The organism is Ochrobactrum sp. SSR (assembly GCF_030067775.1).
Classification (GTDB): domain Bacteria; phylum Pseudomonadota; class Alphaproteobacteria; order Rhizobiales; family Rhizobiaceae; genus Brucella; species Brucella teleogrylli.
Genome location: NZ_CP125969.1, coordinates 1,580,717 through 1,593,981, shown reverse-complemented (window position 1 = coordinate 1,593,981; position 13,265 = coordinate 1,580,717). Strand labels below are relative to the sequence as shown.

Genomic DNA, 13,265 nt, shown 5'->3' with positions numbered 1-13,265 from the left:
CTGATTTTGCGCGCGGGCCGGGCTATTCAGCTGCCGAGCGCGACGGCGGCATTGACCGCTGCCGCGACGAGAATGGTGTTGAAGAAATAGGATACCACGCTGTGCATCAGTGTCAGCCGCCGCATGGCGGTGGTGGTGACGCCCGTATCGGAAGTCTGCGCGGTCATGCCGATGACATAGGCGAAATAGGCGAAATCCCAGCCCGATGGTTCCTGCGTGCCGGGAAAGTCGAACCCGCCGCGATGGCGGCTGGCGTGGCCGTTGTCGTCACCGGCTGGTTCCTGCGGTTGCCAGAAGGCATGGGCGTAGTGAATGGCCGTCATCATGTGGATGGTCGCCCAGCCGAGCGGCACCGATGCAAGCGTGGTCACCAGCGCCAATGCATCCGCGTTCGGCTGCCGGTTGAGCAGGATGAACAGCGAGGCCACTGCGACGATAACGGTTGCGAAAGTCACCAGAAAGATGATCCAGGCCGGTTCATCGGCGGCGGCGGCGTGCTTTTTGAGAAAAGCGGCGGTGAGCTTTGGGATGGCTGCAAGCGCCAGCACCAGATAAAGCACGAAGAATGTGTCCGCCCCGATCACCGGCGCCAGCGGACTGCCGAATAGCCAGGCGATGATAAAGGCCGCTGCGCCGCCGATGGCCGCAAGATAGAAGGACATATGGCGGCGCAGCAGAAACATCAGTTGCTCTTTTCCCGGCGTTCCAGCCGCATGTCCACATGCGGGATGCCGTCTTCCAGATATTCATCCGAAATGACTTCAAAACCGAACGAGCCATAGAATTTCTGCAAATGGCTCTGGCCACCGAGCTCAATGGCGATGCCGGGAAAATGCTGTTGCGTGAAGGCAATCGCTTCCTGCATCAGCCTTCGGCCAAGTTGGTAGCCCCGGTAATCCGGGGCCACGACCACACGCCCGATCTTGGCAGGTTTGCCATCACTTTCCGGCGGCAGAACCCGCAAGGCGGCTGCGAGTTCTTCGCCGTCAAGAATGCGCAGGTGGAACGCGCCAATGTCCTTGCCATCGATTTCGGGATAGGGGCATTTCTGCTCCACCACGAAAATATCCACGCGCAATTTCAGCAGCGCATAAAGCGCGCGCGGCGTAAAATCGTCCAGCTCATCCCAGCGGGATATCAGCGTTTTTTCGCTCATCAGTAGACAATCACCGAACGGATCGACTTGCCTTCATGCATCAGGTCGAAGGCCGTGTTGATTTCATCGAGCGGCATGGTGTGGGTAATCAGATCGTCGATGTTGATCTTGCCGTCCATGTACCAGTCGACGATCTTCGGCACGTCGGTGCGGCCGCGCGCGCCGCCGAAGGCGGTGCCTTTCCAGACGCGGCCCGTGACCAGCTGGAATGGACGCGTGGCGATTTCCTTGCCAGCTTCCGCAACGCCGATAATGATGGATTCACCCCAGCCGCGATGGCAGCATTCCAGCGCCTGACGCATGACATCGGTGTTGCCGGTGGCGTCGAAGGAATAGTCCGCGCCGCCATCGGTCAGGTCTTGAATGGCCTGAACCACCTTGTCATTGCCGATTTCACGCGGGTTGATGAAGTCGGTCATGCCGAACTTCTTCGCCATTTCGACCTTGGCCGGGTTGATATCAACGCCGATGATCTTGTCCGCGCCGACCATGCGCGCGCCCTGAATGACATTGAGGCCGATGCCGCCGAGGCCAAATACCACCACATTCGAACCTGGACGAACCTTTGCCGTATAGATCACCGCGCCGATGCCGGTGGTGACGCCGCAGCCGATATAGCAAATCTTGTCGAAGGGCGCGTCTTCACGCACCTTGGCGACGGCGATTTCCGGCAGAACGGTGAAGTTCGAGAAAGTCGAGCAGCCCATATAATGGAACACTTCGCCGCCATCGCAGGAAAAGCGCGTGGTCTTGTCCGGCATCAGGCCCTGACCTTGCGTGGCGCGGATCGAGGTGCAGAGGTTGGAGCGCTGCGACAGGCAGGTTTTGCACTGGCGGCATTCCGGCGTGTAAAGCGGGATGACATGGTCGCCCGGCTTGACGGAGGTTACGCCTGCGCCAACTTCGCGCACGATGCCCGCGCCCTCATGGCCGAGAATGGCCGGGAACTTGCCTTCGGAATCGAGGCCCGACAGCGTATAGGCGTCGGTGTGACACACGCCGGTCGCCATGATTTCGACCAGCACTTCACCGGCCCGCGGCCCGCCGATTTCGACGGTTTCGATGGTGAGCGGCTTTTTTGCCTCCCAGGCAACGGCTGCACGTGATTTCATGACGATGTTCCTTCTGGATCTGGAGCGCATCCCGACAATTTTGAAACTATCTTCCGACAGGATGGGCTCAAAAACAAATAGTTAGTCCGGTTTGGCGCCCTATTTCAGATAGGTGCGCAAAATCTGCATGATTTGATCGATCTCGGCGTCCGGGTCTGTCGCGACATCCCGCACAATGGTCTCACGCGCTTGCCCGAATGTCTCGCGGAAGTGACTTTCCAGAACTTCCGCCATCAGCCCGTTGGCCGCGCCGCGTAAAGCGGCGATTTGCTGCAACAGCGCCGCACATTCCGTGCCCGCTTCCACGGCGCGTTCCAACGCTTCCGCCTGTCCGCGAATGCGGCGAAGGCGGGTTAGCGCACGCTTTTTATCGTCCGGTGAATGCGGCATGAATCCTCTCGATTTTGCGAAAATCTATATACTATGGGGGAGTATGTCAATTGCTCCTGAAACGTCTTTTTCAGGAAAGGATCTGCGCGTGCGGCCAGCTACGCGCAAACCTTTCAGGCCGGTATCAGGCAGGTTTTTGCTGGCGCATATGGATCAGCGGGTAGGGGCGTCCCTGATCGTCGGTTTCGGAACGTCCGGTTTCGATGAAGCCCATATGCCGGTAGAAGCCGACGGCCTGAGCGTTCTGCTCGTTCACATCGACAGTCAGCGTGCCGCCATTGAGGGATTGCGCGTGGGCGATGAGCCGCTTGCCAATGCCCTTGCCGCGCTGGTCTGCCGCGATGAACAGGCTGTCGATCTGATTGTCGGTCAGCCCCATGAAGCCGACAGGCCTTCCGTCGTCTTCGATGACCCAGACTTCAGCATTAGGCAGATAATGCTCGGATACGAGGGTTTCTATTTCCCGGAAATCCTCGGGACTAAGAAAGTCATGCGTGGCGCGCACGCTGGCCCGCCAGATTTCAGTGAGAGCAGGCGCGTCGGTCGCGCTCGATAGGCGGATATGGGGCATGTGTGTTCCTGACAGAATAGGTGTGAAAGCACGCTCTTCTACCACCTTATCAGTTCGGACTTGAAGAAGCCGAGTTTGCTTTTCTCCCAGACCGTTCCGTGGGCCGGAAGAGCCGCGCTGTGCCTCTGCCATGGACTGTTGGAAACGGTGCTCCATCCCTTTTGCGCCATGCCGGGTAGGCGCGGCAGGATCAGAAAACTCAAATCATCGAAACTCTTGATGGTTTCGCACCAGATTGCCGCACCCACGCCCGCAATATGCGCGTTCTTGCCCCCGCCGGGCAGGGATTTGCCCGGATTCCAGTTATAATATTCCTCGACGGTCTGGGGCCGATAGGTGCGCAGTCCAAGGCGTGCCTTGAGCGCGTTCTGCGCGGGCAGAATGGACGCTTCCTTATAGGGCACGTCGAGATAGCTATGGGCAAAAGGCGTGAGCAGGATCGGAAGCTCGCGCTCCATCGCGCGGTTGAGGTCGTTCAAACTGTTCTGGACATTCTTGACGACCATTTTCTGCAACTGGAGTGCCTGTTGCGATCCCATCTGCGCGCCGAGTTCCATATTGGCATATTTGGGGTCGGTGGAAATCCAGTGCTGAACGACGATATCGCGGTCAAGTCCGGCCCGCATGGTTTCCTGACAGGCGATCGGCTTTTTCCCGGCCAGCACCGCCACCTTATGCTGATGCCGGACGAATTTCGTATAAAGCTGTTCCGTCATCCCGAAGGCTTCATCACCGCCGATATCGAGCCAGCGCCCGGGGAACACATCCGACAGATAGGCTATGATCTCGTCATAGACTTTGAAGCTATCGGGCAGATCGGGGTTGAGCCAGGCGCGATGCTGCACCACCCCCGGCGTCAGTTCGAAACGCTGTACGTTGCTGCCCATCGCCAGTTCCGGGTGCAGCCTGATCAGTGCCGCGGCATGGCCGGGCGCGTCCGAAGATGGAATGACGGTGATGTGACGTGCCTGCGCATAGGCGACGATTTCGTTGAGATCGGCGCGGCTATAGATGGGCTCGTCATCCGGCTGTTTGCCATCCGGTCTAGCGGCTTCAATGCGCCAGGTCTCATCATCGGTGAGATGAAGATCGAGCGCGTTGAACTTGTAGAACGCAATCAGATCGATGACAGTCTTGATCTCGTCCGTGGTGAAATAATGCCGGGCAACATCGAGATGGAAACTGCGCCATTTGTAATGCGGACCGTCCACGATGCGGACAGCAGGAATTTCGATGCCGCTGGCATCCTGTTGCGGCGCGGTGGCGAAAAGCTGCAACAGCGTGGTCAGGCCCATGGCTAGCCCTTGCGAACTGTTCGCCCTGATGACCACCCCGGTTTCGTCTGCGTGCAGAAAATAGCGCTCGTCCAGATCGTCCTGCTCGGCGGGCGAGAGGCCCGTCGACCGGGGAGCCTCTTTGATTTCCGGTGTCGGACCGATTTCCAGATGAATGGCGCCCTTCGGTGAATTCGCGCTGGAACGGGGTGCGTTTACGAGTTTTATTTCCGAGAAGGGTCGTATTGCTTCTTTGAAAACGCGAATACTGTTTTCAATGGCGGGATCGTCATAGGTGATCCTGGCGCCGCTCTCGACGCGGAATTTTCCGCTCAAATTCCTGATCCTGTGCGGGGTCGGGATAAGAGGAATGGCTGCATCCGTGTCCTTCGCAGCTGCATCGAAGAGGCCGGGAAAACCCGATGTCGCCAGACCGCCTGCGAGACTGGAAAGAATAAGTCCTTTTAAAAATTCCCTTTTGCTAATATTCATCCCGATTAATTCCCCAATGTTTTTAATTTTATAAATACTATGCGCAATTCTATGAATAAAATATACAGAAATACTTTTGTCGCGTCCTGTAGGACGCGGGGGCCTGTTCGGTCGGGTTCGAATATGGATAATGGCCAGCACTTGTGTGATAAGCACAAATGCTGCTGCCCCCTGATCGACGGATATTCTTTTGACGCGCCTGCCTGATCTTCCCGTTACACGCATTCTGCCGCAGCTGGTTGCGGCCATGGACACCCATGCAAGCGCGGTTCTGGTCGCGCCGCCGGGTGCGGGCAAGACGACGCTGGTGCCGATCCATATGCTGGATGCGCAGTGGCGCGGCGATGGCATGATCGTGCTTCTGGAGCCGAGGCGACTTGCTGCCCGCGCGGCTGCCCGTCGCATGGCCGAGCTTTTGGGCGAGGAGCCGGGCGAAACGGTCGGCTACCGGATGCGTCTGGAGAGCAAGGTCTCGGGCAGGACGAAAATCCTTGTCGTCACTGAGGGCGTCTTTGCGCGGATGATCCTTGATAATCCGGACCTCAAGGGTGTGGCGGCAGTGCTGTTCGACGAGTTTCACGAGCGCAGCCTCGATGCGGATTTCGGGCTGGCGCTGGCGCTCGATGTGCAGGCGGCCTTGCGCGACGATCTGAAAATTCTGGTCATGTCGGCAACGCTCGATGGTGCCCGCGTGGCCGCACTCCTCGGCGATGCGCCAGTGATTGAAAGCGAGGGCCGGGCCTTCCCTGTCGATATTCGTTATCGCGAACGAAAAGCCGACGAGCGGGTGGAAGACGCGATGGCGCGGAGCATTCGCGACGCGCTGGTCGATGAGACCGGTAGCATTCTGGCTTTCCTGCCGGGGCAGGGCGAAATCGAGCGCACGGTGCGCCTTCTGGAAGATCGCGTGCCGGCCCATGTGATACTCGCGCCGCTTTATGGCGCGATGGAAGGCCGCGATCAGGACGCGGCAATCAAGCCGGCACCGGAAGGCAGGCGCAAGGTGGTTCTGGCGACCTCGATTGCTGAAACCTCCATCACGATCGACGGCGTGCGCGTGGTGATCGACAGCGGGCTTGCTCGCCTGCCGAAATATGAACCAGCCACCGGCCTGACACGGCTGGAAACGGTGCGGACCTCGCGCGCAAGCGCCGATCAGCGGGCGGGCCGCGCCGGGCGAACGGAGCCGGGCATGGCCATTCGCCTCTGGCATCAGGGGCAGACGGCATCGTTGCCCGCCTTTTCTCCGCCCGAAATTCTGGAGGCCGATCTATCCGGCCTTGTGCTCGACAGCGCCGCTTGGGGCGTGACCGATCCGGCAACGCTTGCCTTTCTCGATGCGCCGCCGAAACCGGCGCTGAACGAAGCCCGTGCTCTGTTGCGCAGGCTTGGCGCGCTGGACGAGGCCGGGCGTCTGACCCCCGACGGAGAAGCCATGCGTCAGCTCGCTCTGCCTGCGCGTCTTGCCCATATGGTGGCCGAGGCGGGCAAGCGCGGCGAAGTTTTAAAGGCTGCCGAACTGGCGGTGCTTTTAACCGAGCGCGGCCTTGGCGGTAACGAAACCGATCTCGATACGCGCTTTTCGCGCTTTCGCAATGATCGTTCGGACCGTGCTCAAAGGGCCAAGGGTCTGGCAAAGCGCCTTGCCGCGAATGTGCCCAATCAGGGCGCGCCCGCTGGATCAGGCATCGGGCGCATGCTGATAGACGCCTATCCCGACCGGATTGCCAGAGCGCGCGGCCAGACCGGGCAATTCCTGTTGGCCAATGGTCGCGGCGGCGAGGTGGATAGCGCGATCAGCCTCAGTCGTGCCCCCTGGCTGGTCGTGGCGGATATGTCCGGCAAGGCGGGCCGTGCGCGTGTTCTTTCGGCTGCCGAAGTGTCGGAAGCGGAAATCCGGCTGGCTCTTGGCGAGCGGATCGAGAGCGGGCGACAGGTCGTCTATGACCCCGAAAAGAACGCGCTCAGGGCGCGTGAGGCCGTGCGCATCGGCGCCATCGCCCTTTCGGAAAAGCCGCTGGCCGCGCCATCGGGCAGCGCTGCCGATGAGGGCGTGATCGCCGCCCTGCGCGAACATGGGCTTGGCATTCTGCCCTGGGGCAAGGAAGCCGAAATTCTGCGTCGCCGTCTTGGCTGGCTTTATCGTGGCCTGGGCGATCCATGGCCATCCATGGACGACGAGCATCTGCTGGAGACGCTGGAAGACTGGCTGCTGCCCTTCCTGACCGGGGAAGCGCAACTCGACCGCATTCCGGGTCACGTGCTGAAAAACGGCCTGATGAGCCTTGTGCCCTTTGATCTTCAGCGCAGCGTGGATCAACTCGCGCCAACGCATTTCACCGTGCCTACCGGCTCGCATATTCCAATCCACTACGATGCCGAAGAGCCGGTGCTGGCCGTCCGCGTGCAGGAACTGTTCGGACTTGGTGTGCATCCATCTATCGCCAATGGCAAGGTGCCTTTGCTGCTGGAACTTCTGTCGCCCGCCCATCGCCCGATCCAGATCACCCGCGATCTGCCGGGCTTCTGGAAAGGATCATGGGCCGATGTCCGGTCCGACATGCGTGGGCGCTATCCAAGACATGTCTGGCCGGAAGACCCCGCCAATGCGGAAGCAACCCGCCGGGCAAAGCCGCGCGGAACCTAACATGACAGTTGCATTCTTCGTGATGCCGGACTGCAAAGAGCAATTTTAGGTTCTGCATTCGCATAATCTAATCCGAAAAGTCTGCAACTTTTCGGGATCATGCGAGGCTCCGGTGCTCACGTACTTTAAGTACGCTCCGCTCCGGTGCTCGCAAATCACTCTTTTCGCCACGGCCTGACGAACTTGCAACTGTCGTGCTAAAACGAAGCATTAATCGCCTGCGACCGGATAACGCAGTTCCGCTTGCATTCCAGTCTTCGCTTGCCCCATAAGGGGCAGGATAGAGGAACAGCAAAAAATGCACGCAGAGTTCGAGAACCGCGCTTCCAATCTTTCGCGTCGCCCGCGTTTGACCACGCTGGTTCGTGTGCGCTGGCTGGCCATCGCCGGACAGACGGCAGCCGTCATGCTCGTGGCGCTTTACCTGCAATTTCCCTTTGCGGTTGGCATCTGTTTTGCGCTGATTGCCTGCTCGGCCTGGCTCAATCTCTATCTGGCCTTTCGTTTTCCGACCAATCACCGGCTGAACCCGGAAGCGGCGAGCCTTGTGCTGGCCTTCGATATTCTGCAACTGGCGGGCCTGCTTTATCTCACCGGCGGGCTGCAAAATCCCTTCGTCATCCTGATGATCGTGCCGGTCATCATTTCGGCCACCTCGCTTTCAGCCCGGCATACGCTGGCGCTGGCTTTGCTGGTCGTCGCCTGCACATCCGTGCTTTCGGTGCGGCATGAACCGCTGCCCTGGTATCCGGGCGAGGTGCTGAACCTGCCGTTCCTGTTCGTGATCGGCATCTGGTGCGCCATCACATCGGCACTGGGCTTTACCGGTGTCTATGCCTATCGCATCGCGGAAGAAGCGCGCCAGCTGGGCGATGCATTGAGCGCTGCGGAACTCATTCTCCAGCGCGAACATCACCTCACCGCTCTGGATGGTCTCGCCGCTGCTGCCGCTCACGAGCTGGGAACGCCGCTCGCCACCATCGCGCTGGTGGTGAAGGAAATGCAGCGTTCCTATGCCAAAAATCCGGTCGATACGGGGCTTGGCGAAGACATTGCGCTTTTGCATTCGCAGACGCAGCGCTGCCGTGAAATTCTGCAACGGCTGACCAGCTTGTCCTCGGAAAACGAGGAGCATATGTCGCGCCTGCCATTGTCCTCGCTGATCGAGGAAGTGATAGCGCCGCATCGCAATTTCGGTGTCACCATCGACGTGGAGAAGGTGGAAGGGCCGAAGCCCGAGCCGGTCACGCGGCGCAATCCCGGCCTGCTTTATGGCCTCGGCAATCTGGTGGAAAATGCTGTCGATTTCGCGCGCGGCAATGTCAGTGTCACCTGGGGCTGGACCGACAATCAGGTCAGCGTGACCATTCAGGACGATGGCGAAGGTTTCAAGCCGGAAATCCTCGACCGCATCGGTGAGCCCTATATGACCAGCCGCGACAGCACCCGCAATGGCGGCGGCCTTGGCCTTGGCCTGTTCATCGCAAAAACCTTGCTGGAGCGTTCCGGCGCACAGATTGCGTTTCGTAATCGAAGCAATCCCGGGCAGGGGGCAGAAGTCAAAGTGGTTTGGCCGCGTTCAACCTTCACCCACGTCTGACGCAAAACCGCCTCGCAAAATTGTTTTTGCTCAACTTCTTGTGTTGTCTTTTAGAATTATTAATCAAATACAATGATTTATAGTCTGGCGTAAAATTCATGGCCGTAGAAATTGCTTCAACGATTCAATGGCTATTTGACTTTTTGACGCAGGGGTATCAATAAGGGATCAAAAATACAGGCAGGAAGCACCCGATGGACGACTTGAAGCAGGAAGACAGCGAAGCCATAGGCAACGACCCCACCCTCCTTCTGGTTGATGACGACAAACCTTTCTTGCAACGCCTGGCCCGCGCCATGGAAAGCCGGGGCTTTCAGGTGACCACAGCGGAATCGGTTGAAGAAGGCATCGCCGCCGCCAAGGCCGCAGCGCCCGCCTATGCCGTGGTCGATATGCGGCTGGGAGACGGCAACGGTCTCGACGTCATCGAGGCCATTCGCCTGCGTCGTTCCGATACGCGTGCCATCGTCCTCACCGGTTATGGCAATATCGCCACCGCCGTGAATGCGGTGAAGCTCGGAGCCATCGACTATCTGTCGAAGCCTGCCGATGCGGATGAAGTTTTCGCAGCCCTGACCCGCCGTCCGGGCGAAAAAGTCGCTCCGCCGGAAAACCCCATGTCTGCCGATCGCGTCCGCTGGGAGCATATCCAGCGCGTTTACGAGATGTGCGAGCGCAATGTTTCGGAAACCGCGCGCCGTCTCAACATGCATCGCCGTACCTTGCAGCGCATTCTCGCCAAGCGCGCGCCGCGCTGAGACCTTGCTTCGGCATGTGGCATTCGCTCTTTGAAAATTAAGAGTTTCTTAATTTAGTGAAAAATCCAGTAAAACCTCCGTGTTTTGCTGGATTTTTTTTTATTAGAGAGAATTTCAAAGGCCAATTCCCTATATTGTGCACCATTCCTAGTGGATTGTTCTAAAGTTGAATATAAAAATCTATAATAATAAGGCAATTAAGGCACATCCCGAAAAGTGTGAAACGGTTTTCGGATAAGATGTGCTCCAAAAACAAATAGTTAGAGCGGTCATGCGCCGCTCTAGGGCCATTCGGAGGAGAATGCTGCGCCCTGTTCCACCGCAGCCCGGTTCTCTTGTGCTCGAATGCGCTATCTAACATTCAAGGCAACACATGACTGCTCATACTGATGCACCTTCGAGCGCGACCGCCCGCCGGCGAGCGCTTATCGCCAGCTTGACTGGCAGCTCCATCGAATGGTTCGACTACTTTCTCTACGGCACAGCCGCCGCGCTTGTTTTCAACAAGCTGTTCTTCCCCAACTTCGACCCCGTTGTCGGATTGATGCTGTCTTATCTGTCGTTTTCGCTGACCTTCTTCATCCGTCCGCTGGGTGGCGTGATTTTCGCGCATATCGGCGACCGTATCGGCCGCAAGAAGACGCTGGTCATCACGCTGTCGCTGATGGGCGGCGCAACCGTTCTCATCGGTCTGCTGCCGACCTATGAGCATATTGGCGTCTGGGCACCCATTTTGCTGATCCTGCTGCGCATGGTGCAGGGGCTCGGCATTGGCGGCGAATGGGGCGGTGCTCTGCTGCTGGCCTATGAATATGCACCTGCCAATCGCAAGGGCTTCTTCGGTAGCGTTCCGCAGGTCGGCGTAACCATCGGCATGTTGCTGGCGACGCTTTCGGTCAGCCTGATGGTCACCCTGCCGGATGAATCCTTCATGGCCTGGGGCTGGCGCGTTCCCTTCGTGCTGAGCGCGGGTCTGGTTTTCCTCGGCCTTTGGATCCGTAACGGTCTCGACGAGACGCCGGAATTCAAGCAGGCGAAGGAAAGCGGCAATGTCGCCAAGATGCCGCTCGTTGAAACCCTTCAGAACCATTGGCGCGAAGTGCTGATCGCCGCTGGCCTGAAGGTCGTGGAAACAGCACCGTTCTACATCTTCTCTACCTTCGTGGTGAGCTATGCGGTGAGCACACTCGGCTTCGAAAAGAGCGGGGCGCTGAACGCCGTGATGATCGGCGCGCTGGTCGCTTCGATCCTGATCCCGACCATGGGTCTCGTGTCCGATTATGTTGGCCGCAAGACGGTCTATGTCGTCGGCTGCATCCTGCTCGGCCTGTTCATCGTTCCCTACTTCATGCTGCTCGACACCAAGACCGTCTGGGGCCTGACGCTGGCAACGGTTATCAGCTTCGGCGTTCTCTGGTCGCCGATCACCGCTGTTCTGGGCACACTGTCGTCGGAAATCTTTGCGACCAAGGTGCGCTATACCGGCATCACGCTCGGCTACCAGCTGGGTGCTGCGCTGGCTGGCGGTACTGCGCCGCTGATCGCCACCTGGCTGCTCGCCAAATATGAAGGCAGCTGGCATGCGGTCGCGGTCTATCTGCTGGTGACGGTGCTGATTTCTCTGGTCGCCATCATCGCGATCAGCCGCAGCCGTTCGCGCCAGTAAGCGCCTCTGCTAAAGCATTGAAAAGCGGGGAAACCACATCGGTTTCCTCGCTTTTTGTTTAAAAATCGCCGCCCGGCATTTCCAGTCCGGAAAGCTCGGCATAGGTGAGGCGCGCCGCGCCCGCCCGGGCAAAGCGCAGCATCAGCGCCTTGCGGGTAGCACCTGCCAGCTTGTGTTCAGGCGCATCGCGCAGGATTTCCGCGCCATAACCGTCAGAGAGAATGAAGCCGCATTCCTCCGGGAATATCTCACGCGGCACCGCCGGATGGGTGGCGAAAAACAGCCGGTCGCAATAGGCGCGATAGTCCGGCCATTTGCGATCCGCCTTCCAGTCCTCAATCGACGACTTAATCTCGACAATCCAGATTTCGCCCTTGCGGCTGACCGCAATCAGATCGGCGCGGCGGCCGGATGCAAGCGGCAGCTCCGGCAAGGTCGCAAGCCCCATATCCAGAAACAGGCGCTGCACACCACGGCGCACAAGCATGGCGTTGTCTGATTGCCGTCCGTCGGACAGCGGATGGGTCTGGTTGGGAATCACGATGGGCATGGCGGCATTTTGCGTGCGGTTTCAAAGCGAAACAACCGAAAACGCGCGATTCTTTGTGGCGATTTTTGAGTATTGGTCCGTCAAACAAGGCGAAAAAAGGCAGAAAAATGGCCTAATAAAGAATTTTTCAATTTACGGTTAACGTACAGTTAACAATACTGCCGCATCTTCAAGCATGAATGGGCGATTCGCTCCTTTTGACGGCACATTGATTCTATCTTGGGGGAATGCATGAATTCTCGCGTCCTTAAACTGACGGCGGCACTTTTTCTTGCAGGCGGACTTGCTGGCTGCTCTACTGTCGGCGGAACGTTCTACACAGCCTCTTACTCGTCGGTCACCGATGCTGGCTATGTGCTTCCCGCCATTCCGAGCGAAAAGATACCGGCGCAATATCGTCGCCAGATCGTGAAGTATCAGACCGATGAAGCCCCCGGCACCATCATCGTCGATACGCAAGCGAAGTTCCTCTATTACATCATGCCGGATGGCAAGGCGATGCGCTATGGCATCGGCGTCGGGCGTGAAGGCTTTGGCTGGTCGGGCACAGCCCGCGTTGCCATGAAGCGCGAATGGCCGACCTGGACGCCGCCATCGGCAATGATCAAGCGTCAGCCGGAACTGGCGAAGTTCCGCAATGGCATGGACCCGGGCCTCAAAAATCCGCTCGGCGCGCGTGCGCTCTATCTGTTCAACAAGGGTGGTGATACCGGCTATCGCCTGCACGGGACGCCGGAATGGTGGACCATCGGCAAAGCCATGTCGTCGGGCTGCATCCGCCTGATGAATCAGGATATCATCGATCTCTATGATCGTGCCGAACAGGGTGCAAAGGTCATCGTGAAGCAGTAAATAATACAATATCGGCGATACACGACATTAAAGTGGTGATCGTGTATCGCCGAACTTATTTTCAAATAGTTTAAAGTCTATTTTCAGAGCAGTGCGGGAAATATATCTGCATATTGCAGAATGACATCTGAAACGGAGTGCATAAAGTATCCATATGCCTCCTTTAGTTCTTCCAAGTCTGAACTGCCGATCGGTAT

General features: G+C 58.3%; 12 protein-coding genes. 5 read left to right on the top strand and 7 right to left on the bottom strand.

Annotated features, from left to right (window positions below):
- Positions 1–26 precede the first annotated feature (26 nt).
- The 6 genes from QLQ11_RS07580 to QLQ11_RS07555 form a co-directional block, all read right to left on the bottom strand.
- Complete coding sequence (locus QLQ11_RS07580) at positions 27–683, bottom strand: DUF1345 domain-containing protein (protein WP_109368159.1); 657 nt, start codon at positions 681–683, stop codon at positions 27–29.
- A complete protein-coding gene (locus QLQ11_RS07575) occupies positions 683–1,156 on the bottom strand; it encodes a GNAT family N-acetyltransferase (protein ID WP_109368160.1) in 474 nt (157 codons plus the stop codon). Before QLQ11_RS07575 ends, QLQ11_RS07580 begins: the two co-directional genes overlap by 1 nt.
- Positions 1,156–2,268: an S-(hydroxymethyl)glutathione dehydrogenase/class III alcohol dehydrogenase gene (locus QLQ11_RS07570; protein WP_109368161.1), complete on the bottom strand. Its 1,113-nt coding sequence runs from the start codon at positions 2,266–2,268 to the stop codon at positions 1,156–1,158. Before QLQ11_RS07570 ends, QLQ11_RS07575 begins: the two co-directional genes overlap by 1 nt.
- A gap of 99 nt (positions 2,269–2,367) precedes the next feature.
- Complete coding sequence (locus tag QLQ11_RS07565; protein ID WP_109368162.1) at positions 2,368–2,658, bottom strand: metal/formaldehyde-sensitive transcriptional repressor; 291 nt, start codon at positions 2,656–2,658, stop codon at positions 2,368–2,370.
- Positions 2,659–2,782: 124 nt separating this feature from the next.
- A complete protein-coding gene (locus tag QLQ11_RS07560) occupies positions 2,783–3,229 on the bottom strand; it encodes an acetyltransferase (protein WP_109368163.1) in 447 nt (148 codons plus the stop codon).
- 38 nt (positions 3,230–3,267) lie between these two features.
- Positions 3,268–4,995 carry a family 20 glycosylhydrolase gene (locus tag QLQ11_RS07555; protein WP_181376066.1) on the bottom strand — a complete coding sequence of 576 codons (1,728 nt, stop codon included), beginning with the start codon at positions 4,993–4,995 and terminating at the stop codon, positions 3,268–3,270.
- Positions 4,996–5,185: 190 nt separating this feature from the next.
- Here QLQ11_RS07555 and hrpB point away from each other — a divergent pair, with 190 nt between their 5' ends.
- The 4 genes from hrpB to QLQ11_RS07535 all read left to right on the top strand — a co-directional run bounded on the left by hrpB (position 5,186) and on the right by QLQ11_RS07535 (position 11,666).
- Complete coding sequence (gene hrpB / locus QLQ11_RS07550) at positions 5,186–7,642, top strand: ATP-dependent helicase HrpB (protein WP_109368165.1); 2,457 nt, start codon at positions 5,186–5,188, stop codon at positions 7,640–7,642.
- A 298-nt stretch (positions 7,643–7,940) separates the two neighbouring features.
- The gene (locus QLQ11_RS07545; protein WP_109368166.1) at positions 7,941–9,242 is read left to right on the top strand and encodes an ActS/PrrB/RegB family redox-sensitive histidine kinase; all 1,302 of its coding nucleotides are present in this window, start codon (positions 7,941–7,943) and stop codon (positions 9,240–9,242) included.
- Between the two features lie 194 nt (positions 9,243–9,436).
- Entirely contained in the window at positions 9,437–10,000 is a 564-nt protein-coding gene (gene regA / locus QLQ11_RS07540; protein WP_078339656.1) for a global response regulator transcription factor RegA, read from the top strand.
- Positions 10,001–10,373: 373 nt separating this feature from the next.
- Positions 10,374–11,666 carry an MFS transporter gene (locus QLQ11_RS07535; RefSeq protein WP_124915162.1) on the top strand — a complete coding sequence of 431 codons (1,293 nt, stop codon included), beginning with the start codon at positions 10,374–10,376 and terminating at the stop codon, positions 11,664–11,666.
- Positions 11,667–11,724: 58 nt separating this feature from the next.
- Here the strand turns inward: QLQ11_RS07535 and QLQ11_RS07530 are convergent, their stop codons facing one another.
- Entirely contained in the window at positions 11,725–12,216 is a 492-nt protein-coding gene (locus QLQ11_RS07530) for an MmcB family DNA repair protein (RefSeq protein ID WP_109368168.1), read from the bottom strand.
- A gap of 231 nt (positions 12,217–12,447) precedes the next feature.
- Here QLQ11_RS07530 and QLQ11_RS07525 point away from each other — a divergent pair, with 231 nt between their 5' ends.
- Positions 12,448–13,068 (top strand): L,D-transpeptidase, encoded by a 621-nt coding sequence (locus tag QLQ11_RS07525; protein WP_109368169.1) that lies wholly within the window; start codon positions 12,448–12,450, stop codon positions 13,066–13,068.
- The last annotated feature ends 197 nt before the right edge of the window (positions 13,069–13,265 follow it).

Excerpts from the sequence above, each read along its gene's own strand:
- QLQ11_RS07580 (WP_109368159.1), bottom strand. The coding sequence starts at position 683 with ATGTTTCTGCTGCGCCGCCATATGTCCTTCTATCTTGCGGCCATCGGC.
- QLQ11_RS07575 (WP_109368160.1), bottom strand. The coding sequence starts at position 1,156 with ATGAGCGAAAAAACGCTGATATCCCGCTGGGATGAGCTGGACGATTTT.
- QLQ11_RS07570 (WP_109368161.1), bottom strand. The coding sequence starts at position 2,268 with ATGAAATCACGTGCAGCCGTTGCCTGGGAGGCAAAAAAGCCGCTCACC.
- QLQ11_RS07565 (WP_109368162.1), bottom strand. The coding sequence starts at position 2,658 with ATGCCGCATTCACCGGACGATAAAAAGCGTGCGCTAACCCGCCTTCGC.
- QLQ11_RS07560 (WP_109368163.1), bottom strand. The coding sequence starts at position 3,229 with ATGCCCCATATCCGCCTATCGAGCGCGACCGACGCGCCTGCTCTCACT.
- QLQ11_RS07555 (WP_181376066.1), bottom strand. The coding sequence starts at position 4,995 with ATGAATATTAGCAAAAGGGAATTTTTAAAAGGACTTATTCTTTCCAGT.
- QLQ11_RS07545 (WP_109368166.1), top strand. The coding sequence starts at position 7,941 with ATGCACGCAGAGTTCGAGAACCGCGCTTCCAATCTTTCGCGTCGCCCG.
- regA (WP_078339656.1), top strand. The coding sequence starts at position 9,437 with ATGGACGACTTGAAGCAGGAAGACAGCGAAGCCATAGGCAACGACCCC.
- QLQ11_RS07535 (WP_124915162.1), top strand. The coding sequence starts at position 10,374 with ATGACTGCTCATACTGATGCACCTTCGAGCGCGACCGCCCGCCGGCGA.
- QLQ11_RS07530 (WP_109368168.1), bottom strand. The coding sequence starts at position 12,216 with ATGCCCATCGTGATTCCCAACCAGACCCATCCGCTGTCCGACGGACGG.
- QLQ11_RS07525 (WP_109368169.1), top strand. The coding sequence starts at position 12,448 with ATGAATTCTCGCGTCCTTAAACTGACGGCGGCACTTTTTCTTGCAGGC.